General features: G+C 71.4%; 26 protein-coding genes, 2 pseudogenes and 2 CRISPR repeat arrays (1 of these 30 only partly in view). Of the genes and pseudogenes, 16 read left to right on the top strand and 12 right to left on the bottom strand.

The features are described 5' to 3' along the window. Window positions 1-281: direct repeats of the CRISPR family, unit length 19 nt; unit sequence GCGAGCGCGGGGGTGTTCC (it extends 113 nt beyond the left edge of the window). A gap of 354 nt (window positions 282-635) precedes the next feature. Next, window positions 636-1,109, top strand: a complete 474-nt coding sequence (locus ACIPPM_RS00865; protein ID WP_401444103.1) for a GNAT family N-acetyltransferase — start codon at window positions 636-638, stop codon at window positions 1,107-1,109. Window positions 1,110-1,171: 62 nt separating this feature from the next. On the opposite strand, the pseudogene ACIPPM_RS00860 reads toward ACIPPM_RS00865, so the two are convergent. Beyond that, window positions 1,172-1,713: pseudogene (locus ACIPPM_RS00860) on the bottom strand (GNAT family N-acetyltransferase). Window positions 1,714-2,313: 600 nt separating this feature from the next. After that, window positions 2,314-3,135: a CRISPR direct-repeat array (repeat unit 28 nt; unit sequence GTCGTCCCCGCGAGCGCGGGGGTGTTCC). A 165-nt stretch (window positions 3,136-3,300) separates the two neighbouring features. Continuing rightward, window positions 3,301-3,759 (bottom strand): ATP-binding protein, encoded by a 459-nt coding sequence (locus ACIPPM_RS00855; protein ID WP_401441773.1) that lies wholly within the window; start codon window positions 3,757-3,759, stop codon window positions 3,301-3,303. Between the two features lie 148 nt (window positions 3,760-3,907). Between ACIPPM_RS00855 and ACIPPM_RS00850 the strand changes: the two genes are divergently transcribed. Both ACIPPM_RS00850 and ACIPPM_RS00845 read left to right on the top strand, forming a co-directional pair. Next, complete coding sequence (locus ACIPPM_RS00850) at window positions 3,908-4,777, top strand: helix-turn-helix domain-containing protein (RefSeq protein ID WP_401441772.1); 870 nt, start codon at window positions 3,908-3,910, stop codon at window positions 4,775-4,777. Next, the gene (locus tag ACIPPM_RS00845; RefSeq protein WP_401441771.1) at window positions 4,774-4,962 is read left to right on the top strand and encodes a DUF397 domain-containing protein; all 189 of its coding nucleotides are present in this window, start codon (window positions 4,774-4,776) and stop codon (window positions 4,960-4,962) included. Before ACIPPM_RS00850 ends, ACIPPM_RS00845 begins: the two co-directional genes overlap by 4 nt. Window positions 4,963-5,034: 72 nt before the next feature. Here ACIPPM_RS00845 and ACIPPM_RS00840 read toward each other — a convergent pair whose 3' ends face one another. Continuing rightward, a complete protein-coding gene (locus tag ACIPPM_RS00840) occupies window positions 5,035-5,973 on the bottom strand; it encodes an NADP-dependent oxidoreductase (RefSeq protein ID WP_401444100.1) in 939 nt (312 codons plus the stop codon). A gap of 87 nt (window positions 5,974-6,060) precedes the next feature. On the opposite strand from ACIPPM_RS00840, the gene ACIPPM_RS00835 reads away from it, so the two are divergent. Together ACIPPM_RS00835 and ACIPPM_RS00830 are read left to right on the top strand one after the other, a co-directional pair. Next, the gene (locus ACIPPM_RS00835; protein WP_401441770.1) at window positions 6,061-7,014 is read left to right on the top strand and encodes a GlxA family transcriptional regulator; all 954 of its coding nucleotides are present in this window, start codon (window positions 6,061-6,063) and stop codon (window positions 7,012-7,014) included. 159 nt (window positions 7,015-7,173) lie between these two features. Beyond that, window positions 7,174-7,869 carry a type 1 glutamine amidotransferase domain-containing protein gene (locus tag ACIPPM_RS00830; RefSeq protein WP_401441769.1) on the top strand — a complete coding sequence of 232 codons (696 nt, stop codon included), beginning with the start codon at window positions 7,174-7,176 and terminating at the stop codon, window positions 7,867-7,869. 13 nt (window positions 7,870-7,882) lie between these two features. Here ACIPPM_RS00830 and ACIPPM_RS00825 read toward each other — a convergent pair whose 3' ends face one another. Continuing rightward, entirely contained in the window at window positions 7,883-8,275 is a 393-nt protein-coding gene (locus tag ACIPPM_RS00825) for a nuclear transport factor 2 family protein (protein WP_401441768.1), read from the bottom strand. A gap of 55 nt (window positions 8,276-8,330) precedes the next feature. Between ACIPPM_RS00825 and ACIPPM_RS00820 the strand changes: the two genes are divergently transcribed. Together ACIPPM_RS00820 and ACIPPM_RS00815 are read left to right on the top strand one after the other, a co-directional pair. Continuing rightward, a complete protein-coding gene (locus ACIPPM_RS00820) occupies window positions 8,331-8,888 on the top strand; it encodes a PadR family transcriptional regulator (RefSeq protein ID WP_401441767.1) in 558 nt (185 codons plus the stop codon). Continuing rightward, entirely contained in the window at window positions 8,885-9,778 is an 894-nt protein-coding gene (locus ACIPPM_RS00815) for a LysR family transcriptional regulator (RefSeq protein ID WP_401441766.1), read from the top strand. The genes ACIPPM_RS00820 and ACIPPM_RS00815 overlap by 4 nt, the downstream gene beginning before the upstream one ends. A gap of 32 nt (window positions 9,779-9,810) precedes the next feature. Here ACIPPM_RS00815 and ACIPPM_RS00810 read toward each other — a convergent pair whose 3' ends face one another. Further along, window positions 9,811-10,845, bottom strand: coding sequence for a tetratricopeptide repeat protein (locus ACIPPM_RS00810; protein WP_401441765.1), 1,035 nt, complete (start codon window positions 10,843-10,845; stop codon window positions 9,811-9,813). Window positions 10,846-10,949: 104 nt separating this feature from the next. Next, a complete protein-coding gene (locus ACIPPM_RS00805) occupies window positions 10,950-11,687 on the bottom strand; it encodes an SDR family NAD(P)-dependent oxidoreductase (RefSeq protein WP_401441764.1) in 738 nt (245 codons plus the stop codon). 89 nt (window positions 11,688-11,776) lie between these two features. Between ACIPPM_RS00805 and ACIPPM_RS00800 the strand changes: the two genes are divergently transcribed. After that, window positions 11,777-12,376, top strand: a complete 600-nt coding sequence (locus ACIPPM_RS00800; protein WP_401441763.1) for a TetR/AcrR family transcriptional regulator — start codon at window positions 11,777-11,779, stop codon at window positions 12,374-12,376. A 16-nt stretch (window positions 12,377-12,392) separates the two neighbouring features. Here the strand turns inward: ACIPPM_RS00800 and ACIPPM_RS00795 are convergent, their stop codons facing one another. Continuing rightward, the gene (locus tag ACIPPM_RS00795) at window positions 12,393-12,839 is read right to left on the bottom strand and encodes an anthrone oxygenase family protein (protein WP_401441762.1); all 447 of its coding nucleotides are present in this window, start codon (window positions 12,837-12,839) and stop codon (window positions 12,393-12,395) included. A gap of 90 nt (window positions 12,840-12,929) precedes the next feature. Between ACIPPM_RS00795 and ACIPPM_RS00790 the strand changes: the two genes are divergently transcribed. Both ACIPPM_RS00790 and ACIPPM_RS00785 read left to right on the top strand, forming a co-directional pair. After that, the gene (locus ACIPPM_RS00790; protein WP_401441761.1) at window positions 12,930-13,508 is read left to right on the top strand and encodes a TetR/AcrR family transcriptional regulator; all 579 of its coding nucleotides are present in this window, start codon (window positions 12,930-12,932) and stop codon (window positions 13,506-13,508) included. Window positions 13,509-13,553: 45 nt separating this feature from the next. Then, the gene (locus tag ACIPPM_RS00785; protein ID WP_401441760.1) at window positions 13,554-13,907 is read left to right on the top strand and encodes a VOC family protein; all 354 of its coding nucleotides are present in this window, start codon (window positions 13,554-13,556) and stop codon (window positions 13,905-13,907) included. A gap of 25 nt (window positions 13,908-13,932) precedes the next feature. On the opposite strand, the gene ACIPPM_RS00780 is transcribed toward ACIPPM_RS00785, so the two are convergent. Both ACIPPM_RS00780 and ACIPPM_RS00775 read right to left on the bottom strand, forming a co-directional pair. Beyond that, a complete protein-coding gene (locus ACIPPM_RS00780; RefSeq protein ID WP_401441759.1) occupies window positions 13,933-15,546 on the bottom strand; it encodes a cation acetate symporter in 1,614 nt (537 codons plus the stop codon). Further along, entirely contained in the window at window positions 15,543-15,932 is a 390-nt protein-coding gene (locus tag ACIPPM_RS00775) for a DUF485 domain-containing protein (protein ID WP_393592384.1), read from the bottom strand. The genes ACIPPM_RS00780 and ACIPPM_RS00775 overlap by 4 nt, the downstream gene beginning before the upstream one ends. Window positions 15,933-16,151: 219 nt before the next feature. Here ACIPPM_RS00775 and ACIPPM_RS00770 point away from each other — a divergent pair, with 219 nt between their 5' ends. The 3 genes from ACIPPM_RS00770 to ACIPPM_RS00760 all read left to right on the top strand — a co-directional run bounded on the left by ACIPPM_RS00770 (window position 16,152) and on the right by ACIPPM_RS00760 (window position 18,426). Beyond that, window positions 16,152-16,634 (top strand): RrF2 family transcriptional regulator, encoded by a 483-nt coding sequence (locus tag ACIPPM_RS00770; protein ID WP_401441758.1) that lies wholly within the window; start codon window positions 16,152-16,154, stop codon window positions 16,632-16,634. A 58-nt stretch (window positions 16,635-16,692) separates the two neighbouring features. After that, complete coding sequence (locus ACIPPM_RS00765; protein WP_401441757.1) at window positions 16,693-17,916, top strand: NAD(P)/FAD-dependent oxidoreductase; 1,224 nt, start codon at window positions 16,693-16,695, stop codon at window positions 17,914-17,916. A gap of 141 nt (window positions 17,917-18,057) precedes the next feature. Beyond that, window positions 18,058-18,426: a hypothetical protein gene (locus tag ACIPPM_RS00760; RefSeq protein WP_401441756.1), complete on the top strand. Its 369-nt coding sequence runs from the start codon at window positions 18,058-18,060 to the stop codon at window positions 18,424-18,426. Here ACIPPM_RS00760 and ACIPPM_RS00755 read toward each other — a convergent pair. Together ACIPPM_RS00755 and ACIPPM_RS00750 are read right to left on the bottom strand one after the other, a co-directional pair. Continuing rightward, window positions 18,423-18,572 (bottom strand): annotated as a pseudogene (locus ACIPPM_RS00755) (IS481 family transposase); the annotation flags it as partial. The gene ACIPPM_RS00760 and the pseudogene ACIPPM_RS00755 overlap by 4 nt on opposite strands. Before the next feature lie 87 nt (window positions 18,573-18,659). Further along, window positions 18,660-19,838 carry a Cmx/CmrA family chloramphenicol efflux MFS transporter gene (locus ACIPPM_RS00750; protein WP_401441755.1) on the bottom strand — a complete coding sequence of 393 codons (1,179 nt, stop codon included), beginning with the start codon at window positions 19,836-19,838 and terminating at the stop codon, window positions 18,660-18,662. A 407-nt stretch (window positions 19,839-20,245) separates the two neighbouring features. Here ACIPPM_RS00750 and ACIPPM_RS00745 point away from each other — a divergent pair, with 407 nt between their 5' ends. Genes ACIPPM_RS00745 through ACIPPM_RS00735 form a run of 3 tightly spaced genes read left to right on the top strand, consistent with a single transcriptional unit; the run spans window position 20,246 to window position 23,629 of the window. Next, window positions 20,246-20,998 carry an ABC transporter ATP-binding protein gene (locus ACIPPM_RS00745; protein ID WP_401441754.1) on the top strand — a complete coding sequence of 251 codons (753 nt, stop codon included), beginning with the start codon at window positions 20,246-20,248 and terminating at the stop codon, window positions 20,996-20,998. Window positions 20,999-21,003: 5 nt separating this feature from the next. After that, complete coding sequence (locus ACIPPM_RS00740; RefSeq protein ID WP_401444097.1) at window positions 21,004-22,374, top strand: FtsX-like permease family protein; 1,371 nt, start codon at window positions 21,004-21,006, stop codon at window positions 22,372-22,374. Next, window positions 22,367-23,629: a sensor histidine kinase gene (locus ACIPPM_RS00735; protein ID WP_401441753.1), complete on the top strand. Its 1,263-nt coding sequence runs from the start codon at window positions 22,367-22,369 to the stop codon at window positions 23,627-23,629. The genes ACIPPM_RS00740 and ACIPPM_RS00735 overlap by 8 nt, the downstream gene beginning before the upstream one ends. Window positions 23,630-23,641: 12 nt before the next feature. Here the strand turns inward: ACIPPM_RS00735 and ACIPPM_RS00730 are convergent, their stop codons facing one another. Continuing rightward, window positions 23,642-24,286, bottom strand: coding sequence for a response regulator (locus ACIPPM_RS00730; RefSeq protein WP_401441752.1), 645 nt, complete (start codon window positions 24,284-24,286; stop codon window positions 23,642-23,644). Window positions 24,287-24,304: the final 18 nt, after the last annotated feature.

Genomic DNA, 24,304 nt, shown 5'->3' with positions numbered 1-24,304 from the left:
AAGAACCTCGTCGTCCCTGCGAGCGCGGGGGTGTTCCGGCTGTCGCCGCCCGAGTCGTCGCGCTCGGACAGTCGTCCCTGCGAGCGCGGGGGTGTTCCCGACAAGCCCGCCAAGCTGTACTCGGTGATGACGTCGTCCCCGCGAGCGCGGGGGTGTTCCCACCCACCGCTGGTGGGGCAAGTGCCGGGCCGCGTCGTCCCCGCGAGCGCGGGGGTGTTCCCGAGGCGTGGCGGCTGATGCGGCACGTCGGCCTGTCGTCCCCGCAAGCGCGGGGTGCACCCTTCCGGGCCCGCAAGTACCCCATCGTGGGCGACGTCGTCCCGCCGCGCGTCCGCCCGCCCACGGCCGACACGTGATCAGCTGCGCGCCCGGTGCCGTGACCCCGCCGACGCATGGGCTGATCGAGCGCAGGGAGGAGGCCGCTTGGGGCGGCGTACCGCCACCGCCCCGTAGGCGCCGACTGGCAGACGGAGTGGTAGGCGTCCTGCCGTAGCCACTCGGTTGTGCTGCAGAACGGGCCGGAAGTAGTCGGTGGTGGCGGGCCGCAGGTGGGATTGCTCGGCGTCGCCGTACGGCGGCGGGGACAGCGGCCGGAATTTGGTGGTTTCCGTCTGCCTCTGGGACGTACCGCTGCGATGATTGCCGCCATGGACATGGAGATCGAACCGGCAGGGGTGGCCGACTTCCATCAGGTCCTGACGGATCACCCCCGTTATTGGGGCGAACGGGATCTCAGGTCGCTGCATCTCCGGGCGCTGGTGCAGGAGTTCGGGTCCACCTGTCTGGTTGCCCGCGCCGAGGACGGTATCCGTGGGTACGTCTTCGGGTTCGTCACCCCGGACGGCACCGGGTACGTGCATCTGATCGCCACGCGGCAGGACTCCCGTGGCATCGGTCTCGGGCGTCGTCTGTACACGGCGTTCGCCGAAGCCGCGGCACGTCATGGTGCGCAGCGGTTGAAGGCGATCACCTCAGTCGGGAACTCCGGCTCGATCGCCTTCCATCGCAGCCTCGGCTTCGAGGCGAAGATCGTCGACGACTACGACGGCCCCGGCGTGGCCATGGCCGTCTTCCACCGAGAGTTGCCGTTCGCCGTCACGGGGCTCTGACCACGCTTTTGTCCAGCAGCCAGGGAAGTTCGCTCCGAGGACCACGACCTCGTTGCCATACGTCAACGCATGCCTGTGGCGTACCTGTCCGACGGCAGCTCGAACACCCGTACCGGCCGATCGCAGGTGGGGCTGATGGTCTCGCGGAACGGGCGCATGCCCAGTTTGGCCATGACGCGTTCGGAGGCGTCGGTGCCCACTTGAGCGATGCCGACGATCCGTTCCAGCGCACGCTCTTCGAGTCCGAACCGTAGAGCGGCCGCGGCGGCCTCGGTGGCCAAGCCCTGCCCTCAGTGGGAACGTCCGAGCCGCCAGCCGATTTCGACCGCAGGCAGGACCTCCGGCGAGAGGTCAGGCACGGAAAGCGCGGTGAATCCGGCCAGTTCGCCGTTGGACCGGATCTCTACGGCGAACAAGCCGAAGCCCTACGACTCCCACTCGTTCTCCCACGCCTGGATGTTGCGGCGAGTCTGCTCTTCGTCACGGACGCTGCCGTCACGAATCCACCGCATGACCTCGGGGTGGCATTGACGGCAGCCATCGGTGCCACGTCTTCCTCGCGCCAGCGACGCAGGATCAGACGGGGGGTCTCCAGCGTGACCATGCGGCCAGTCTGGGGGACGCGTAGGTTCTACGTCATCCTCGTCAGAAACTTCGCCCCCGGCGCCGGGGTCCTCCGCACCGTGAAAGGGCGGGTGGCGAACGTCAACTCCGGTGCGGTCGTGTGCCTTCGGCGCGGCGAGGACGACGTATCCGTACCGGACCAGGAGGTCGGACGCAGCGAAGTGGGTTGGCGTTCGGCAGTAGTTGGGCGTCGCCACCTTGCCACCGCGTGGGGAACGTCGGGCCGGTGACAGCTCGTTCGGCACCCGATAGGGGGCGCGTCCAGTTCGGCGGTCCGCATCTGCGGACCGGTGGGCGTTTTCGGCGTGGCCATTGATCGGGTGCCGCCGGTGAGGTTGATGTGACGGCCGGAACGCACATCGTCCCCGTGCCGTGGAGGAAGACGTTCGAGTCTCAACCCGACTTCCGTCATCCCGGTCCACCGCCTGCATGCCGCTCCTACGATGAAACAGAGCGTGGAGGGGGTACTGATAATCCGGCGCCGACAAACTGGCGTGGGGCAGACAGCCGAACGGGAGGGCCGCCGATTCAACTGAACGAAAACAGGCCCCTCCCCGGATAGAGACCCAGCTCAGCAAGTGTCGTCCCCGCGAGCGCGGGGGTGTTCCGCGGAGCCGGTCCGAGGGGATGGCCTCCAGCGCGTCGTCCCCGCGAGCGCGGGGGTGTTCCGTTCGTCGCGGGCACCAACAGCTACGGCTCCAGGTCGTCCCCGCGAGCGCGGAGGTGTTCCGATCCGGGCGGCAGCGGCCTTGCTGATGTGCATGTCGTCCCCGCGAGCGCGGGGGTGTTCCCAGCTCGACACCGCGTGAGGTCGCTACAGCTCTGTCGTCCCCGCGAGCGCGGGGGTGTTCCGGGCCCGTCGGGGGCGCGGAGATGCGCCATTGTGTCGTCCCCGCAAGCGCGGGGGTGTTCCGCGCAGGAGTTCTACGGTCTGGTCCTGGAGCTGGTCGTCCCCGCGAGCGGCGAGGGTGTTCCGGCGTACTTGTCGGCCTATCAGGTGGCGGAGCTGTCGTCCCCGCGAGCGCGGGGGTGTTCCCGTGACGAGGCGATCCAGGAGGGGCGCCGCTGGGTCGTCCCCGCGAGCGCGGGGGTGTTCCGCGGTCGCGCACGGGGCCCTCGGGCGCGTAGTCGTCGTCCCCGCGAGCGCGGGGGTGTTCCTGAGCGCGCCGCGGGGCGGGTGCGGCTGGAGCCGTCGTCCCCGCGAGCGCGGGGGTGTTCCCATCCCCACGGGCACGCCAGCAGCGGGGAAGGGGGCGTCCCCGTGAGCGCGGGGGTGTTCCCAACGACACTCAGCAGGAGTACTGGAACGGACGGTCGTCCCCGCGAATGCGGGGGTGTTCCCTCCGGAGTGGCGGACGGGTGCTGTGTTATGAGGTCGTCCCCGCGAGCGCGGGGGTGTTTCGTCCTTGGGCCACGTGAAGACTACGAACCAACCGTCCTCCACTGTCGGCGCCCGGGGGAGGTGCTGCCCGGCTCGGCTCACCGGAACCCGGCACCGCCTCGTCCTCGCCGACGCGTGGGCCTCCTCGATCACGCGGCCGCCACCGGCATCCACGAAGCTGCCCCCCTACTGACCCCCCTCACCCCCCACCCCGCACTCCGCCCAAACCACCTTCCCCGGCCCCTCCCCCCGCGCATGCCAGTCCCAGGCCGCCGCCAGGCGGGATACCAGCAGCAGCCCCCTCCCTCCGTCCCCCACCCCAGGCTCCCCCAACTCCCCCGGCCGGGGCGGCACACGCTCCCCCCTCGTGTCCGTCACCTCGATCCGCGCCGTACGCCCCACCAGCGACACCCGGACGTGGAAGTCGCGCCCCGCCACATGCCCGTGCCGTACCGCGTTCGCGGCCAACTCCGCTGTGATCAGGATGATGTTGTCGTGGGCGTCGGTGCCGTACGGGATGCCCCATTCCTGGAGGCGCACCCCGACCAGGCGTCGGGCGAGGCGGGCGCCGCGCGGGGTGGACGTGAAGCGCATGGCGAAGTCGGTCGCCAAGTGATCCGTGGGACTGCCGAGGTTGCTCATCATGGACACCACGGTCCTCCCGGTGGCGTAGCGTGACCAGCGGTGACGCACTGACGCGACCCCGTTGTACGCGCGGTGCCGACGCCGGTACGAGCAGCACGGCGTGACGGCGCCCCCGCTAAGGGCGTTGATCCGGGGAGGCGGTGGTGTGATGAGCGAGAACGAGACCAACCCCAAGTACGGCGACGGCGCCGACGGCAGTGGGCCACGTACGGCTGACAAGTCCGCGCAAGGCGTGGTCGTGGCATTCGGGCAGACCATGAAGACCCTGCGACTACGGGCCGGGATGGACCGCGAGGAGCTGGGCAAGCGACTCGGCTACTCGGCCGCCACCATCGCCTCTTTCGAGCAGGGCCGTCGCATTCCTCCGCCGCGCGCGATCGACAAGGCTGATGAAGCACTGGATGCGGGCGGCCTGCTGACACTCTGGAAGGAGGAGGTGGAGCGGGCGCAGTACCCGCCGTTCTTCCAGGGCATGGCCCAGTTGGAAAAGCAGGCCATGGAGCTACTCGCCTACGACACCCTCGTCGTCAAGGGACTGCTCCAAACCGAGGAGTACATGCGGGGGCTGCTCGCCATGTGGCGTCCGCCCCTCGACGACGAGACGATCGAGCAGCGCGTGACCGCCAGGCTTGCCCGGCAGGACATCTTCGACCGGCGCCCGGCACCACTGCTCAGCTTCGTGATGGACGAGTCGGTTCTGCGGCACCAGTACGGCGGCAAACGCGTGCTACAAGGCCAGTTGGAGCACTTGCTCCTGATGGGCCAGCGGCGCAACGTAGAGATCCAGGTAATGCCGACCGACTGTGAGGACAACGCCGGAGTGGACGGCGCCTTCACCGTCGTCACCCGCAAGGACAACAAGCGGTTCCTCTACGTGGAGGCGCAGGTGACCAGCGCGCTGGAGACCGACCCTGAGCAGGTGGGGCTCGCCGGCGCGCGCTATGGGATCATCCGTTCGCAGGCTCTCACCCCGCGAGAGTCAATGAAACTCATCGAGAGGTTGCTGGGAGAGCTATGAACAACGCTGAGCCCTTCGCCTGGTTCAAGAGCAGCTACAGCGGCACCCAGGGCGGCGATTGTGTGGAGGTCGCCGTCAGCCCCGACACGGTTCACGTCCGCGACTCCAAGGCGACAACCGGCCCCACCCTCCACCTCTCCCCCACCGCCTGGACCAACTTCCTCACCGCCGAGCGGTACATCTGACTTCTGTACGCGCGCAGCGAAGAGCCCTGCCCCTCCCCCAACACGGAGCGGCAGGGCTTACGCACAACCCCCTCAGGACCCGACCGTCAACACCAACTTCCCGGTCACCCGCCCCGTCTCCCCCACCTCATGCGCCTTCGCCGCCTCCGCCAGCGGATACACCCCCTCCACATGCGCCCGCAACGCCCCCGAAGCCGCCAGCTCGGCAACCGCCCGCATCCCCGCCTGGTCCGCCTCCACGAGCAGCGTCTCCACCCGCACCCCCCGAGCCTCCGCCTTAGCGGACTCCTCCGGATCGGTACCGGGCAGCAGCGACACCAGCACGCCGCCAGGCCGGAGCACCTCCAGCGAACGCACCCGCGTATCACCGGAGATGGTGTCCAGCACCACGTCCACGCCGTCACCCACGGCATCCCTGAAGTCGACGGACCGGTAGTCGATCACCTCGTCCGCGCCGAGTGACCGCAGGAACTCGTGCTTGGGCTCGCTCGCCGTCCCGATGACGTACGCGCCGAGGGACTTGGCGATCTGGACAGCGAGGTGACCGACGCCTCCAGCCGCCGCGTGCACCAACACCCGCTGTCCGGGGCGGACTTGGGCGGTGTCCACCAGCGCCTGGTACGCCGTGAGCGCGGCCAGCGGCAGCGCGCCCGCCTGGACGTGGTCGATGGCGGACGGCTTGTGGGTGAAGGCGCGGGCGGGACCGGTCACGTACTCCGCGTGGGCGCCTACGCCGTACGGGTAGGGCAGCATGCCGAAGACCTCGTCGCCGGGCTTGAAGAGGGTGACGCCGTAGCCGACCGCCTCCACGACACCGGAGACGTCCCAGCCGAGGACGAGGGGGAGGCGGTCTAGGAAGAGGCCCCCGGTGCGGTGCTTCCAGTCGGTGGGGTTGAGGCCCGCGGCGCGGACCGCGACCAGGATCTCGCTGGGGCCCGGCTCGGGGCGGGGCAGCTCGGTCTCCTTCAGGACTTCCGGGGTGCCGTACTCGTCCTGGCTGATGGCGCGCATGGTGGCGTGGTTCGTCATACGTCCAGGTTCGCCCGAGCGAGGCCGACGTACCATGGCATGAATGCCATCTTTCAACGGGATCGTGCCATGACCGCCAAACACCGTGTCGTCGTCCTCGCCCTGGACGGGGTCTACCCCTTCGAGCTGGGCATCCCGAACCGGGTCTTCGGCACGGCCTGGGGTCGCTACGAGGTGCTGACCTGCTCGGTCGACGGCGGGCCCGTGGCCACCAACTCCGACTTCTCGGTGGCCGTGGAGCACGGGCCGGAGGTGCTGGCGACGGCGGACACCGTCGTGCTCCCGCCGTTCGACATCACCCTGGTCCAGCGCGGCCTGCCCCCGAAGCTGGCGGCGGCGCTCGCGGCCGTGCCGCCCGGCACCCGGATCGTCTCCATCTGCACCGGCGCCTTCGTGCTGGCCGCCGCCGGGCGGCTCGACGGCCGCCGCGCCACCACCCACTGGTCCCTCGCGGACACCTTCCGGGCCTGGTTCCCGGCCGTGGACCTCGATCCGGACGTGCTGTTCGTGGACGACGGCGACCTGCTCACCTCGGCGGGCGCGGCCTCCGGGGTCGACGTGTGCCTGCACGTCGTACGCCAGGACCATGGCGCGGCCGTCGCCAACGACGTGGCCCGCGCGTGTGTCGTACCGCCGTGGCGGGACGGCGGGCAGGCGCAGTACATCCAGCACCCGGTGCCCGAGGAGCAGGCCAGCGGTACGTCGGCCACCCGCCAGTGGGCGCTGGAGCGGCTGCACGAGCCGCTGTCGCTGGCCGAGCTGGCCGGGCACGCCCGGATGAGCCTGCGCACCTTCGCTCGGCGGTTCAACGAGGAGGTCGGTACGAGTCCGGGGCGCTGGCTGATCCAGCAGCGGATCGCCCGCGCGCGGCACCTGCTGGAGACCACCGACCTCGCCGTGGACGACCTCGCCGCCGAGGTCGGCTTCGCCACCGGCACCTCGCTGCGCGAGCACCTGCACGCGGCGATCGGGGTGACCCCGCTGGCGTACCGGCGTACGTTCCGCGGCGCCGGGGTGGAGTAGGCGTCGTAGCAGGTCAGAGGCGTGGCGGATATTCCCGTACAACCCATCGGCCTGCCGATACCGGACATCGGCGGCTTCATTGGTGCGGCTCCGGGCACCGGTCTACGGTCAAGTGGGGAGCCGGTGCTCCCCGGACCTCAGACTGCTTGGAGAGACCTCATGTCGAAGATCCTTTTCGTGGTGACCGGCGCCGACCACTGGACGCTGGCCGACGGCACCCAGCACCCGACCGGTTTCTGGGCGGAGGAGGCCGTGGCGCCGTACGAGGCGTTCAAGAAGGCCGGTGACGAGGTCGTCGTGGCCACGCCGGGCGGGGTCGTCCCGACGGTCGACAAGGGCAGCCTCGCGCCGGAGGTCAACGGCGGCCAGGAGGGCGCCGACCGGATCGCCGCCGCGCTGGAGGCCGCACCCGAGTTCAAGCACCCGGTCCGGCTGGAGGACGTGGACCTCGACGGCTACGACGCCGTCTTCTACCCCGGCGGCCACGGCCCCATGGAGGACCTCGCCGTGGACGCCACCTCCGGCAGGCTGCTGGTCGACGCCCTCGACTCCGGCAAGCCGCTCGCGGTCGTCTGCCACGCCCCGGCCGCGCTGCTCGCGGCGACCCGGCCGGACGGCAGCAACGCCTTCGCGGGCTACCAGGTCACCGGGTTCTCCAACGCCGAGGAGGCGCAGGCCGGTTTCGCCGACAAGGCCAAGTGGCTGCTGGAGACGCGGCTCGGCGAGGCGGGCGTGGACGTCCAGGTGGGCGAGCCGTGGGCGCCGAAGGTCGTGGTCGACCGGAACCTGATCACGGGGCAGAACCCGGCGTCCTCCGCCCCGCTGGCGGAGGAGGTCCTGAAGCGCCTGGGCTGAGGAAGGACCCCGCTCAGGCGCCCGCCGCCTCACGGCTGATGCGCTCGAACTGCGCGCCCATCGCCTCGGACAGCGCCTGAGCCGCCGAGAGGGGGCGGACCATGACGGTGAAGTCGTCGATCCGCCCCTCCTCGTCGAAGTGCAGGAAGTCGCAGCCCTGGATCTCCCGGCCGTCGACGGTCGCCGTGAAGACGAAGGCGTGGTCGCGACCGTCCGGGTCGGCGATCTCCTTCACGTACCGGAAGTCCTCGAACACCCGCAGCACGCCGCGCAGGATCGCGGCGGTGATCGGCTTGCCCGCGTACGGCTTGAAGGCGACGGGGCTGGTGAAGACGACGTCCTCCGCGAGGAGGGCCTCGATGGCGGCGGCGTCGCGGTTCTCCACGGCGGCACGGAAGGGATGCACAGGGTGCTCCTTACTCAACAAGTTGAATAGGTGTGTTGGAGAGTAGAGTGAGGAGGTGACCCTGCGCAACGCTGTGATGGCCACCCTCCTGGAGGGCGAGGCGTCCGGCTACGACCTGGCCAAGGGCTTCAACGCCTCGGTGGCCAACTTCTGGACGGCCACACCCCAGCAGCTCTACCGCGAGCTGGACCGGATGGAGCGCGAGGGCCTCGTCACCGCGCGCGTGATCCGGCAGGAGCGCCGCCCCGACAAACGCCTCTTCTCCCTCACCGACGCGGGCCACGACGCCCTGCGCGCCTACCTCGCCGATCCCCTGGGTCGCCCCACCGCCATCCGCGACGGCCTCCTGGTCAAGGTCCAGTGCGCCGACATCGGCGAACTCACCGCCGTACGCGCCGACATCGCCACCCGCGTGGAGTGGGCCCGCACCAAGCTCACCGGCTACGAGCGCCTGCGCGAACGGCTGTTGGACGGGCGCGACGAGGATCAGTACCTGGCCGAGGCGGAGCGGGTGGGCCCGTACCTCACCCTGCTGCGGGGCATCTCCTTCGAGCAGGAGAACCTGCGCTGGGGGGAGTTGGCGCTGCGCGTCCTGAAGGCGCGCTCCTCGTGAGCTCCCCCGACCTGAACCTGCTGCGGACGTTCCTCGCGGTGTACCGCGCCGGGTCGTTCACGGCCGCGGCGGGGTTGCTGGGGCTCTCCCAGTCCACGGTGACGACACAGATCCGCGCGCTGGAAAGGGAGTTGGCGCGCACCCTCTTCGAGCGTCTGCCGCGCGGGGTCGCACCGACGCCGGTGGCCCACGACCTGGCGTCCCGCGTCGCGGCCCCGCTGGACGCGCTCGCGACGGCGACGGGTGCGGAGCCCGCCGACCGACCGGCCCCCGTCCACCTGGCGGGCCCGGCCGAACTCCTCTCGGCGCGGGTCCTGCCCGCCCTGGCTCCGCTGCTGGCGGCGGGGGTACGCCTGCGCGTCACACCGGGCCTGACGGACCCCCTGCTGGACGAACTCCGCTCCGGCCGCCATGACTTGGTGATCGCCACGTACCGCCCACGCGGACGGACGCTCACGGCGGTGCCGCTGATGGACGAGGAGTTCGTCCTGGTGACGTCCCCGGTGTGGGCGGAGGGGCTCACCGAACGCCTGGCGGCGGAAGGCCCGTCGGCCCTCCACCCCGTCCCCCTGATCACCTACGCCGAAGACCTCCCCATCGCCCGCCGCTACTGGCGCCACGTCTTCCACACCCGCCTCAACTGCCCGGCGGCGGTCACGGTCCCGGACCTGCGGGCGGTGAAGTCGGCGGTGGTCTCCGGGGCGGGCTTCTCGGTCCTGCCCCGCTACCTGTGCGAACCGGAACTGACGTCCGGCGCCCTGGTCCCGCTGCACACCCCGGACGACCCGCCGCTGAACACCGGCTACCTGGTCCAACGGCCGGGCCACCCGGCCAACTTGGATGTGACCAGGGTGCGGGAGGTGTTGCTGGAGGCGGGGCGTGGGTGGTGAGGGCGCCCCCACGCTCCCGCTCCAGGAGGCAGTCAGGAGGTGCCGGAACGGCTCTCCTCCGCCAGCTCCCGCAGCTCCGCCATGTCCTCCTCGTCCAGGTCCAGTTCGGCCGCCGCGGCGAGAAGCGCGCCGATCTCGTCACCCCGGTCCTGGTCCGCGAGGAACTGGGCGTAGTAGACGTAGGCGGTCTCGTCCTGGTGGGCGAGGGCTTCGCGGTAGTGGCGGTCCGCCTGGGTCCACTGCTCCAACTCCTCGTGGAGCAGGGCGAGGTTGAGGTAGGCGTTGATCTCGCCGTCCTCCTTGGCGGCGGCCTCGTAGTGGCGTACGGCCTCCTCGGGGGAACCGGTCTCGGCCAGGTGGAGGGCGTAGGCGAAGTGGGCGCCGGTGATCTCCTCGGCGAGGGCCTCGCGGAGGTGGACGCGGGCCGACTCCAGGTCACCGAGGACGTGTTCGGTCTCACCGAGCACGGCCAGCACGGAGCGGTGCCCGGCGTCCAGCGCCCGCCTCAGCCAGGGCAGCGCCTCCTCGTACCGCTCCTCGTCGGCGAGCAGCCGGCCGAGGTTCCCGGCCGCCATGTCGTCGCCCCGCTCGATCGCCCGGGTCAGCAACTCGACCGCCTCGTCCAGCCGTTCGTCGTCCTCGCTGAGGAAGGCGCCGTAGTCGTTGAGCGCGCGGGGGTGGTCGTCGACGAGCGCCTGCCGGTAGTACTCCTCGGCCTGCTCCCGGTCGCCGAGTTCGTCGGCCAGGATCGAGGCGATCATCAGGGTGACGTCCCGCCCGCCGTCGGCCGCCGCCCGGAGCGCCGCCAGCGCCTCCTTGGGTCGCTCGAGTTCGACGAGCAGTTCGGCCAGGGCCTCGTAGGCGGCGGTGTTGCCCGTCCGGGCGGCGGTCTCGATGGTGTCGAGGGCGGCGCCGATGTCCGCCCAGTCCGAGATGAGGTCGAAGACCCGCTCCGCCACCTCGTCGTCCGGGCGGTTCCAGGCCCGCAGATAGAGGGTGAGGGCGGCGGCGTGGTCACCGGCCGCGAGGCGCTGTTCGGCTTCGACGGCCAGGTTGCTGTCTGTCATGGGGACATCTTCTCGAACTGACGAACGGACGTTCACCGGCAGCCCCGCGATGTCGGTTCCGGTGGCATCCGAGGAGGACGCGGGACTGCCGGTCGGGGTGTCGTTCAGGCCCGCGTGTAGCCGCCGTCGGCGAAGAGTTCGGCGCCCGTGACGAACGACGAGGCGTCCGAGGCCAGGAAGAGCGCGGCCTCGGCGATCTCGTCGACCTCGGCCAGCCGCCCCAGCGGCACGAAGTCCTCGGCGAACTGCTCGGCGTTCCCTCCGGTGGCACGCACCAGGGCCGCCGTGCGCGTGGGGCCGGGACTGAGCACGTTGACCCGGAACCGGAGCTCCCGCGACCGCCGGGCCCAGTTGTGCACGAGATTGGTCAGCGCCGCCTTCGACGCGCTGTAGATCTCGAGGTCCGCGTTGGGACGCACGCTGTTGCTCGAACCGATGACCAGGACCGACGCACCCTCGGCCAGCAGGGGCAGCGCCTTCTGGACGGTGAACAGCGTGCCCTTGATGTTGACGGCGAGCGTCAGGTCGACGTTCTCCTCGGTGTGGGCGCCGAGCGACGCGTCCGCGGCGATTCCCGCGTTGGCCACCAGCACGTCGATGCGCCCGGCTTCCTCACGGACCCGCGCGTAGAGGGCGTCGAGATCGGCGAGGACCGAGACGTCGGCCGGTACGCCGGTCGCCGCCGGGCCCAGTTCCTTCACGGCCTCCTCGAGACGGTGGGCGTCGCGGCCGGTCACGAAGACCCGTGCGCCCTCCCGGACGAAGCGGTGGGCGATGGCCAGCCCGATCCCGCTGGTGCCCCCGGTGATCACGGCAACCTTCTCCTGCAGCACGCCTGGCATGGCGGACTCCCTCAGTTCTGGAATGGATCGTCCACAACGACGTAACCAGTAATGGACGATCCAGTCAAGAATCAGTACGCTGAGGCACCATGCCGAGACCACGCGCATTCGATGAACGCCACGTCCTGGAGCGTGCGCGGGAGCAGTTCTGGACCACCGGCTACGCGGGCACGCGGATGGACGACATCGCCCGGGCGACCGGCCTGGGCAAGGGCAGCCTGTACGGCGCGTTCGGCGACAAGAGCGGCCTCTTCCACCTCGTGTTCGGCGACTGGTGCGCCGCGGTCGTCAGGGTGGCCGACGAACAGCTGTCGGGCGACTCGGACGAAGAGGCTTTCGGTCGGCTGTCGGCGTATGTGCACCTGATGGCGGACAACACCGCCGCGGACGTCGAGCACCGCGGGTGCCTGCTGGCGAAGGGCGTGGCGGAGCTGGCCCAGCACGACCCGGCCGTGGCCGGACGGTCGGCCGAGACCATGACGGCGCTCCTGGCCCTGCTGCGGAGGGAGATCGCCGCCGCCCAGCGCCACGGCGACATCGACGGCGCCGCGGACCCGGAACACCTGGCGGCCATGCTGCTGGCGGTGGTCCGGGGCATCGAGGCGGTGGGCAAGGCCGGTCTGGCCCCGGAGGTCCTGCGCGGCATCGCGGACACCGCGCTGGCCGGGCTGCCCAGGCCCGGCCACTGACGGACCAGATCCCGACTCAGGCGAGCGCGGCGGCCAGCAGGGCGAAGGCGGCGACGATGACGGCGACGCGGAGGTAGTGGAGGCCGTCCCAACGACCCAGCTGCTCCTTCCAGTCCGCGGGCAGGTTCTCGCTGGTCCACGCCTTGGCCCGGTTGTTGATCGGGACGAGCAGCACCACCGACATGACCACGCTCACGATCAGCAGCGCGGCACCGATGACGACGAGGACGGCGCCCTGGTGGTGCCATCCGGCGACGGCCCAGACCGCGCTCAGGATGAGCGAGCCGATGTACCAGAACGGCATCACGGCGCCGAGCATCCGGGCCCCGTGGACGCGGCCGCGCAGGCCGTTGTCGCCGGGGAGGCCGGTGAGGATCGGGTTGAGGACGAAGGCGACGGCGAACTCCACCCCCACCATCAGACCGACGACCACGGTGGTGAAGACCTCGAGTGCGTTGAGCATGATGACCCTCCTGGGATCTAGCACTGCTAGATAGTGATTCAACGCTAGCTCTGCCGATGCTCGATTGTCTAGCAGTGCTAGCATCGGCGTATGTCGGTACAGGAACGCAAGGAGCGCGAGCGGGCGGCCCGTGAGCGTCTGATCGTGGCGACGGCCCGTGAACTCGCCGAGCAGCAGGGCTGGGACGCGGTCACCACGCGCCGCCTCGCCGAGCGCATCGAGTACAGCCAGCCCGTGCTCTACAGCCACTTCCGCGGCAAGCGCGAGATCATCGGCGCCGTCGCCCTGGAGGGGGCCGCCGAGATGGCGGTGACGCTGCGGGCCGCGACCTCCGCCGCGGACGGCCCGCGCGCCCGGGTCACCGCCCTCGCCCACGCCTACCTCGACTTCGCCGAGCGCAACCCGGCGGTCTACGACGCGATGTTCCAGCTCGACGGTGGCCTGGCGTTCGCGCGGGAGGACACCCCGGAGCCACTGAAGGACGCCTTCGCCGCGCTGCTGGACTGCCTCGGCGAGGTCGCCGGGGAGGGTGTCCACCCGGCCCTGTTCACCGAGGTGTTCTGGGCGGCCCTGCACGGCCTGGCCACCCTGACCCGCGCGGGCAGGCTGCCCTCGGGGGACGCCGAGCGGCGGGTCGAGCTGCTGGTGGACCGGCTGGCAGTGCTCTGACGCGCCGACCCGCAACTCACCACGCTCTGCTGGCAGGATGCCCGCATGGAACATGTACTGGGAATCGGCGGCTACTTCATGCGCGCCACCGACCCGGCGGCCCTGACCGCCTGGTACCGCGACTGCCTGGGCCTGGACACCGACGAGCACGGCCTGTGGCGTCAGGAGACCGGGCCGACGGTGTTCGCGGCGTTCGAGTCCGGCACCGACTACTTCGGCTCCCCCGCCCAGCGGACCATGCTCAACTTCCGGGTCCGCGACCTGGACGCGATGCTCGCGCAGCTGCGTGCCAAGGGCGCGGACGTGTCCGACGACGTCCAGAGCATGGACGGCGTCGGCCGCTTCGGCTGGGTCACCGACCCGGAGGGCAACCGGGTCGAACTCTGGCAGCCCGCCTGACCGTGCGGCCGGGCGGGCCTCGGCGTCAGGTCCGGTCGCGTGCCGGTGGACCCGTCAGCAGCTGGTGTTCGACGGATTCGTAGCGGCCGCGTTCCCGGTCGGCGGCCTTCCTCCCGGAGAGCAGGGTGACGAGCCAGCCCGCGAGGAAGCCCGCGGGGATGGAGGCCAGGGCGGGTGTGTTGTACGGGAACCAGTCGAAGTCGGCCTCGGGGAAGGCGGACAGCGGGCTTCCGGAGACGAGGGTGGTGCCCGGGGTCAGGGCCAGGACGGTGAGGGAGCCGACGATGAGCGTGGCGAGCAGCCCCGCTCGGGAGTAGCGGCGCCAGAAGAGGGTGAAGAGCAGCGCGGGCGCGATCGCCGAGGCGCCGAGCGTGAAGGAGAGCGTCGCCAGGGGCTGCAGGCTGCGGTGCTGGGCCAGGGCAGCCACCAGGATGACGGGGATGCCGACCAGCAGGGCGCACGCGCGGGCGAGGGTGAGTTCGCGCGCCGGTGCCAGAGGGGTGCGGCGGGAGGCCGTCAGGTCGTGGGCGAGGGCATTGGCGCAGGCCAGCGTCATGCTCGCCACGGAGGCGAGCAGCGTGAGGAAGACGGCCGTGGTGACGGTGGCGAAGAGCAGGCTCTCCGAGCGGGAGAGATCGGTGCCGAACGCGGCGCGGGCGCCCAGCAGGTAGGCGGTGGTGCCGTGCGGGTCGGCCCCGGCGATGCGCACCCGGCCCAGCAGGGCGGTCGCCCCCGTACAGATCACCACCAGCATCACGATGAACAGGGTGACCGAGGAGACCGCCCAGGACATGGCCCGGCGGACCTGGCGCGGGGTTCCGGCGGTGTACATGCGCATGGTGACGTGCGGCAGGCAGGCGGCGCCCAGCACGATGGCGCACTGGGTGCTCGCCAGGTCGAGCGCGGGGTGCGGGCTGCTGGAGTACTGCAGTCCCCAGCGCAGGTAGGCCGGACCGGCGCCGCTCTCCCGTGCCGCGGTGCGGAACAGCGCCCCGGTGCTCCAGCCGAAGGTGTGCAGGATCAGTCCGCTGACGACGAGACCGGAGGCGAGGAGCATCACCGTCTTGAAGATCTGGACGAGCGCGGTACCGCGCATCCCGCCGAGAGCGGCGTAGCTGATCATGAGGATTCCGGCGCCGACCACGCAGCCGTTCTTCATGGCGGGTTCGGTGAACCCCAGTACGTAGGCGAGGAGTTCGCCCACTCCGGCGAGCTGGACGACCATCATCGGGACGAGCGCGACGAGCGTGACGGCGCAGGCCGTGACGCGGACGCTCCGGGCGGGATGGCGGTGGCCGAGGACGTCGCCCATGGTGTAGCGGCCGGTGTTGTGGAGCGGCTCGGCGAGCAGGAACATCAGCAGGAGCAGGGACAGTACGGCGCTGAGGGCGAGGACCACCCCGTCGTAGCCGCACAGCGCGATGATGCCGCCGATGGTGAGCACGGTGGCGGCGGAGATGTAGTCCCCGGCGATGGCGAGTCCGTTGCGCAGGGGCGAGAGGGAGCGGTAGCCGGTGTAGAACTCGGCCAGGTCGTCCGCGTCCGGGCCGGTGAGCACGCAGAGCAGCAGGGTCAGTGCGACGACGGAGCAGAAGGCGGCCAGGGACCAGGACTGCGCGGGACCGCTGAACTCCGTCACCGGCCTCCTTCCCGGTGCGCGGGCGCCGGGTACGACTGGCGGGCGCGGCGGGCCAGCGGGTCGACGAGCCGGTGGGCGGTCACCTCGTAGAGCAGGACGGCCAGCCAGGTGACGGGGATCTGGGCGAGGGCCAGCAGGAGGCCGGTGGGCAGGCCGCCGGGTCCGGGCCGGGTCATGAGCCAGGGGGCCTTGACGGTCAGGGTGAGGAAGACGGCGAAGTAACCGAGCGCGGCGAGGGAGGCCACGCGCCGCTGCCAGCGGTAGGCGCGGCGCAGCATGCGCAGGGTGCGGTGCGGTCCGGAGCGCCGGGGCTCGGGTGATCCGTCGCCCGTGGACCAGCTGGGTTCGCGACGGCCGGTGGGTAACTCGGAGCTGTCGTAGGACATGTGGATCTCCTGGCGGGGACCGGGCCCGGAAAGAGACGGACCGCGTGCGCGGGTCGAGTTACTGACGGGTGTGCATATGTCGGCCGACAAGGACACCTACCCCTGCCGCTATGTCGACATGTTTCCCATGGGGGCCGTTTCTCGATCAGAGGTTCCCCGCGCGCGGGCTCCGCACGGCCCGCTTTGACGAGCGCGAACCTGGATACGTATGGTCCAGGTATGCGGTTGAGCCGAGGAGTCGAGTGGGCCGTGCACACGCTGCTGAACCTGGCGTGGGCGGGCGGCGACGAGCCGGTGGCGGTGGCCACCCTCGCCGCGGGCCACGACCTGCCCCGCGCCTACCTCAACAAGCAGCTCCAGTCGCTGGTCAAGGCCGGTCTGCTGGAGTCGGTGCCGGGCGCCCGCGGAGGCTTCCGGCTCGCCCGGGACCTCGGTTCGATCACGCTTCTCGATGTGGTCGACGCCATCGAGGGCCGCGAGCCGGTCTTCCGGTGCGGCGAGATCCGGCGGTGCGGAACCGTCGGGGAGTGCACGGTGAGCGATTTCAGCACGGCGTGCGCGGTCAAGGCGTCGATGGACCGGGCGGAGCACGCCTGGCGCGAGGCGCTGGCCGCGCAGACGCTGGCGGACGTACGCCTCCGGGCGGACGCGCACGCCCCCGCCATGGACACGGCGGTGCGCCGGGCGTTCCGGCTGGACTGAACAGGATTCGATCAGGGCGAGGCTCCTGCCGCGCCCATTTTTTGGAAGGTGAATCTGGATGAAAAATATCCTGGTTATCGGTGGCGGCTTCGCGGGCGTGTGGAGCGCCCTCGGCGCGGTCCGCACGGCGCGGGAGAACGGCACCGACCCCGCCGACATTCAGGTGACCCTGGTGAGCAACGGCGACGACCTGGTGATCCGCCCCCGGCTGTACGAGGCCGACCCCGAGAGCATGCGGGTGTCGCTGGACCGGGTCCTCGGCCCGGTGGGCGTCCGGCGCGTGGCCGCCACGGTCACCGCCATCGACACCGAGCGGCGCAGCGTGGTCGCCCTCGGGCGGGACACACGCGAGATCGTCCTGCCGTACGACCGTCTGGTGCTCGCCGCGGGCAGCCAGGTCGTACGCCCCGAACTGCCCGGTTCCGAGCACCTGTTGGACGTCGACACCATGGGCGCCGCCGCCCGCCTCGACCACCACCTGAAGCGCGCCGCCGAACAGGCCGCTTTCGCGGGGCAGTTCACCGTGGTGGTGGTCGGAGCCGGTTTCACCGGCCTGGAGATCGCCACCGAACTGACCGAGCGACTGCGCGAACTGGCGCCCGTGGAACGGCAGGACGAGGTGCGCGTCGTCCTCGTGGAGCGCGCGGACGTCGTGGGCCCGGAGCTGGGTGCGGGGCCCCGGCCGCACATCGCCGCCGTCCTGGCCGAACTCGGCGTGGAACCGCGCCTCGGCGTGACCCTCGACGAGGTCCGGGAACGGTCGGTCACCCTGTCCGACGGAGAGGTCGTCCCCACCGCCGCCACGATCTGGACGGCCGGTATGCGGGCCAGCGACCTCACCGCCCTGGTGCCCGGCGAGCGGGACCGCCTCGGCCGACTGCTGGTCGACGACCACCTGCGCGTCCAGGGCGTCCCCGGTGTCTACGCGGCGGGCGACACCGCCGCCGCCCGCGCCGAGGGCGACCACATGGTGACGCAGAGCTGCCAGCACGCCGTACCGCTGGGCAAGTTCGCCGGGCGCAACGTGGCCGCCGACCTGCTCGGCCTCGACCTCGTCCCGTTCGCCCCCGACCCGTACGTCACCTGCCTCGACCTCGGCCCCGCCGGCGCGGTGCTGACCTCGGGCTGGGACCGCACGGTGCAGCTCACCGGGCAGGAGGCCAAGGAGCTGAAGCAGCGGATCAACAGCGAGTGGATCTACCCGCCGGTGGACGACGCCGAGAAGATCATCCGGGCCGCCGACCACCGCACCACCTGGCCCACGGAGGAGGCCACGGCCTGACACCCACGGGCCGCGAGGCCACCGCCCGGTCCACCCCGGACCGGGCGGTGGCCTCGCGGGTGCGGGCCTGAGTACGTCGGCCGGGCCGAATGAGTACGCGGGCCGGTGCGCGGGACGCCGCCCCCTCCGTTCACTGGACGCATGACGACACAGCACCTCACAGCGGGCCCGGCGTACGCGGACACGAGGGACCCCCGAGCCGCGGTGATCGCGACCATGACCACCGCCCTGCTGGTCATCCTCGGCCCGGTCGCCGTCATGTTCGGCGGCCTGTCCGCCATGGCCACGGACAGCTGTGGCCCGGACAACTGCTCGGCCGCCCTCGACACCTCACTGGCCTGGGTCTACGGCCTCCTCACCTACGGCAGTGCCCTCTCCTTCGGGTCGCTGCTGACCACCTGGCTGCTGCCCTGGAAGCGCCGCTGGTCGGCTGCCCGCGTCTCGGCGGCCGTCCTCACCCTGCTGCCGCCCGTGGGTGTCGTGATGCTGGTCTGCACGCTGCCCGCCTAGTTGTCGCTGGCCATGACGTTTGCGCGGAGGCGTGAGGCCGGAGGACGGTTCCCGGCGATGGTGTGAGGTCGGTGGTGGTTGCAGTGGATGTTCCGGACCGCTACTGCTCGGGTTCGCTCTGCTTCGGAGGTCCAGGGACGGCGGTGGTTGATGCCCAGCGGGCCAGCCGACGGCCCACGGCGCGTTCGCTGATCCGCGCTTCCACTGGGACAGGCAGGGGGCGTTCGCATGGGTCACTGGAGCACCTCGGCGCTTCGGCCGGCCACGACGCTGGTGCGGAGTGGGAAGGCGATGAGTAGCGCGACACCGACCAGGAGTCCGCTCGCCCACAGCGGTCCGAGGGCCCCGGCCTCCGTACTGAGGGTGGTCGCGGCGACAAGGGGGCCGACGACGGCGCCGATGTTGAGTGCCGCGGTCGCATACGAGCCGGCCATCGTGCGGGCTGGTGCTGCCTCGTAGAGGACCCGGGTGATCAGCGTGCTGCCCAGGGCGAACGACAGCGCGCCCTGTCCGAACACGAGGGTGCACAAGGCGACCGGCCTGTCGGCCAGTACCGCCAGGACCAGCCAGCCAACTAGCAGCAGCGGACCACCGACCGCGATGACCAGACCGGGACGCTGGTCGGACAGCCGGCCGGCGACGGTGACGCCGACGAAGGAACCGGCACCGAAGAGCACCAGAACGACAGAGATCCACAGCTCACTCAGCCCGGCGGTGTCGGTCACGACGGGAGCGAGGAAGGTGAAGCTTCCGAATGTCGCCCCGTTCACCAGCGCGCCGAGCAGCATCACCAGGATCAACCGCGGCCTGGTGAGCAGGGCGAGCTCCGCCCGCAAGACCGGCCCGCCCGTCGCCTCTGCCCTCAACTGTCCCCCTGGGATGCCCTTCAGGACGCCGAGAGCCGCGGGCAGGCAGAGAGCGGCGACTGCCCAGAACGTAGCCCGCCAGCCGAGCACCGTCCCGAGTACCGATCCTCCGGGGACACCGGCGATCGTGGCCACCGTTGTGCCCGACAGCAACACGGCCAGCGCACGGCCCTTCTTGTCGAGCGGGACCAGCGTGGCGGCAGCCGTCAGAGCGACGGCCAGGAACCCCGCGTTCGCGAGCGCGGCGGCGACCCGGGTAGCGAACAGGACCGGGAAGCTGGTGGTGACGGCCCCCGCGGCGTGAGCCGCCGCGAAAGTGAGGATGAACGCGAGAAGGCTGGATCGCCTGGGCCAGTTGCGGGCGAGCGCGGCCACAAGAGGGGCCCCGATGACCATGCCGATCGCGAAAGCCGAGGTGAGCACACCTGCGGCCCCGACGGTGACGTCGAAATCCGAGGCGATGTCCGGCAACAGGCCGGCGAGCATGAACTCCGAGGTGCCCATGGCGAAAACCGCCATGGCAAGCAAGTACAGCGGAAGAGGCATCGAGTGGCTCCGACGTGAGGAGAAGCACGAGAAGGTCATCTCGTCACCGCGGCCAACCCCGAGGGCACACTCGCCCGGCCGCGGAATGCGGCGGGACGACAGGGCTGAGAGCTCAGTGCTTCAGGGGGCTGACGGCGTGACCGAAAGCCCCCACCTTGTCCGACTCAGGACTCGACATGGCCCGCACGGTACCCGACCGAGGCTCTTCGAAGCATCTTGCTTTCACTGAGATCGGCCTGTGTCACCAACGTCATGTCCCGCAACAGCCAGTCCTCTGCTCGACCGCAGACGTCTGCGAGCCCCCGGAGCGCCGGATGAGCGGCGTCCCGGCCGGTTCGGTTTTCCGAACCCCGGACTCGGGGGCTGGCACGATCGATCGCCGTGCCGGGTCCGCCGAGGATGACGACATGGCTGAGACGACGACAGAGACCGGCACCGGAACCGCCGCCCGCGCGGAGGACCTGCACCGCGAGTACGGGCGCGGCACCGCGGCCGTACATGCGCTGCGCGGGGTGTCGGTGACCCTCGCGGCCGGGACGTTCACCGCGGTGATGGGGCCCTCGGGCTCCGGCAAGACGACGCTGCTGCACTGCCTCGCGGGGATGGACCGGCCCACCCGAGGCACCGTCTGGTGGGGCGGCACCGAGGTCTCCCGGCTGCCCGAGCGGCGGCTGGCGGAGCTGCGGCGCGACCAAGTCGGGTTCGTCTTCCAGGCGTTCAACCTGATGCCCGCGATGACGGTCGCGCAGAACGTCGAACTGCCCGGCCGACTGGCCGGGAAGCGGCCCGACCGGGACCGGGTGAGGGACGCGCTGGACCGGGTCGGGCTGACCGGGCGTGCGCGACACCGACCCGGTCAGCTCTCCGGCGGCCAGCAGCAACGGGTGGCGATCGCGCGGGCGTTGGTCTCCCGCCCTCAGGTGCTCTTCGCCGACGAGCCGACCGGCGCGCTCGACCGGACCACCGGCCACGAGATCCTCGCCCTGCTGCGCGCCGGGGTGGACCGGGACGGCCGGACCTGCGTGATGGTGACCCACGATCCGGTCGCCGCCGGATACGCGGACCGGGTGCTCCTGCTCGCCGACGGCCTGGTGGTGGACGAGCTCGTACGACCGTCCGCCACCCAGGTCGGCGAGCGCCTGAGCCGACTGGGCGGGTGACCACGATGCTCCTGATCGCCCTCGGACAGCTGCGCCGCCGTCCGGCCGCCTTCGCCGGCCTGGCCGTCGCGCTCTTCCTCGCCGTCGCCACCCTGACACTGTTCGGCTCCCTGCTCGCCGCCGACGTCACCACACCCGCCTCCGTCCGGAGGGCGAGCGCGGGACCCGGGCTGGTGGTGATCGCCGGTGCCTTCGGCGAGATCGCCGTCCTGGTGACGTTCTTCGTCGTGGTCAACGCGCTGGGCTTCGCGCTCCGTCAGCAGCTCCGTGAACTGGCCCTGCTGCGCACCATCGCGGCGACGCCCCGGCAGACCCGACGGCTGGCCCGTGCCCAGGTCGTCACGGTCACCCTGCTCACGGCCGTGCCGGGCTGGGTCGCCGGGGTGGTCGCGGCACGGCGCTTCCTCGCCGGGCTCCAGCGACTCGGGGCGGCCGCGCCGGAGGTCCGGGTGCCGATGAACCCGCTGCCGATGCTGGTCGCCCTGACCGCCGTACTCGCCGTCGGCCTGGGGGCCTCGGCCGTGGCGGCCCGGAAGATCTCCCGTATCGCGCCCGCGGCGGCTCTCACCGCCAGCTCCACCGAGCACGGGCGGACCGGCGCGCCCCGCCTCCTCGCCGGAATCGGCGTCCTGGCCGGCGGAGCCCTGCTGCTGCGGCTGGCCGCGACACGGCCGCCGGAACAGGTGGACAAGGCCGGACAGGCGGCGTTGCTCGGTTCGCTGGTGCTGCTGATCGGCGTCGCCCTGACGGGCCCGTTCGCGATCCGTGTCCTCACCGCCGCGCTGGGGGCGCCGGTGCGGGCGCTGGCACCCGGTGCGGGATGGCTGGCCGACGCCAATCTGCGCGGGTACGCGCGGCGACTGTCGTCCGCCGTGGTGCCGGTGGCCCTGCTCGTGGGGCTGACCGGCACCATGCTGCTCATGACAAGCACCGCCGGGCACGCCGCGCACGCGACGGCGACGAGCGTCACCTCCGCGACGGACATCTGGCTACGACAGGCCGAGTTGACGTTGCTGGCCTGCTTCGCCGCCGTCTCCACCCTCAACACCCTGGTCGCCGCGACCGCTGAACGGCTCCGCGAGTTCGCGCTGTTGCGACTGGTCGGCGCCACCCGGCCACAGCTGCTGCGCATGCTGACCGTGGAGGCGGTGCTGACCACGGTGGTGGGCGTCCTGCTCGGCGCGACGGTCGCGGGCGCCGCGTCAGCCGCGTTCAGCGTGGCGGTGACCGGCTCGCCGATGCCGTCCGTCCCGGCGATCGCCTGCTGGTACGTCGTCGCGGGTGCCGCACTGCTGACGGTCCCGGCCATCCTGGCCACGGGCCTGCGCGCGGTCCACGGCCCGGCGGCGGAGCTGGTGGGCGGTGGGCGTGACTGAGCGCAGCGGTGGGACTGTTGCCGGAGACGCGGCCGAGCGGGGCCGGTACCTGTCCGTCCAGGGCGGCGAATGGACCTTCGCCGTGATCGGGCTCCCCCTCGCCCTGCTGGGCGGCGCCTACGCACTCGCCGTCTTGTACGCGGGGGCGCTGCTCTCGCTGACCGTGCTCGGTCTGCCGTTCGTGGTCGCCGCGCTGCTGGGCGCGCGTGGCTGGGGCGCGGTGCACCGGAGGCTGGTCGGCCGGTTGCTGGGCGAGCGGGTCGAGGCACCGGCGAGGCTGCCCCGCTCGACGGGCGTGCTGGCTTGGGGCCGTACCGTGCTGACCGATCCGGTCGCCTGGCGGACGCTGCTCTATCTGGTGCTGCGGCTGCCTCTCGGGGTGCTCGGTTTCGTCACCGCCGTGGCGCTCCCGCTCGGCTGCGTATGGCTGCTCGGCTTCCCCCTCTGGAGCCGTCTGCTGCAGCCGGACGAGCAGCCGACCGGCTGGCTGAACGCCGCCTCCATGGCGCTGGGCCTGCTTCTCCTCTCCGCGGTGCCCGGCGCGATCCGGTCACTGAGCGCGGCGAACAGACGACTCGCGCGGCTGCTCCTCGGCCCGGCCCGCGCCCAGCAGCGCGTCCGGGAGCTGGAGACCGCCCGCGCCACCCTGCTGTCGGACAACACCGACCAGCTCCGCCGCCTGGAGCGCGACCTGCACGACGGCACTCAGGCCCGACTCGTCGCCCTGGCCATCACTCTCTCACTGGCCGACGACGCGCTCTCCGCCCCCGCCGGTCCCGATCCAGGGCGGCTGCGGACCCTGGTGGACCGCGCCCGCACCCAGACCGACGACACCGTCACCGAACTGCGGCGGCTCACCCGGGGCATCCACCCGGTGGCGCTGGACGGCGGCCTCGGTGAGGCGCTGCCGACCCTCACCGCCACCTCGCCGGTACCGGTCACCGTCCACCTGGACCTACGGGAACGCCCGCACCCGGCGGTCGCACGCGCCCTCTACTTCTGCGCCGCCGAACTCCTCACCAACATCGCCCGGCACAGCGGCGCCCGGTCGGCCGACCTCACGGCAAGCTCCGGGGACGGCCGTATCCGCCTGATCGCGCGCGACGACGGCCGCGGCGACGCGACGCTCGGCACCGGCACCGGTCTGACCGGGCTGGCCGAGCGGCTCGCGGCGGTGGACGGCGTCCTGCGCGTGGACAGCCCGCCCGGCGGCCCCACCGTGGTGACCGCCGAACTGCCGACGCGACTGTGCTGATTCAGCCGCCGCTCAGCCGCCGCTCTCCGCCAGGTAGGCCAAGACGGCCTTCACCCGCCTGTTGTCGGTGTGGGTCGCCCGCAGCTCGAACTTGCCGAAGACAGCGGCGACATGCTTCTCCACCGCCCGCTCCGACACCGCCAGCAGCGCGGCGATGGAACGGTTGGAATGCCCCTGCGCCATCAACTCCAGCACCTCCCGCTCACGCGCCGTCAGAGTGTCCACCCTGCTCCGCCGCCCACCCCGCATCATGAGGCTGACCACCTCGGGATCGAGCGCCACACCCCCTTCGGCGACCCGGTGCAGCGCCTCCACGAACTCCGAGGTCCGGGCGACACGTTCCTTCAACAGGTACCCGATCCCCGTCGCACCGTCGGCCAAGAGCCGTTCGGCCCACACCGTCTCGACATGCTGCGAGAAAACCAGAATGCCCACCTCGGGCGTCCTCGCGCGAATCTCTACGGCCGCGCGAATACCGTCGTCCGTGTACGTCGGCGGCATCCGAATGTCCACCACGGCCACGTCGGGCCGATGCTCATGCACCCCGGCAAGCAACTCCCCCGCCGTCCCGGCGGTGGCCACGACCTCGCACCCCCGGCCATTGAGCAGCTCGACCATCCCGTCCCGCAACACGACGGAATCCTCAGCCAACACCACCCGCAACCGCTCCACCGG

The sequence above is a fragment of the Streptomyces sp. NPDC090119 genome, assembly GCF_044747085.1.
In the GTDB taxonomy this organism is placed as follows: Bacteria; Actinomycetota; Actinomycetes; order Streptomycetales; family Streptomycetaceae; genus Streptomyces.
Note: the sequence above shows the minus strand (reverse complement) of the source record. Positions and strands in the feature narration are given on the sequence as shown.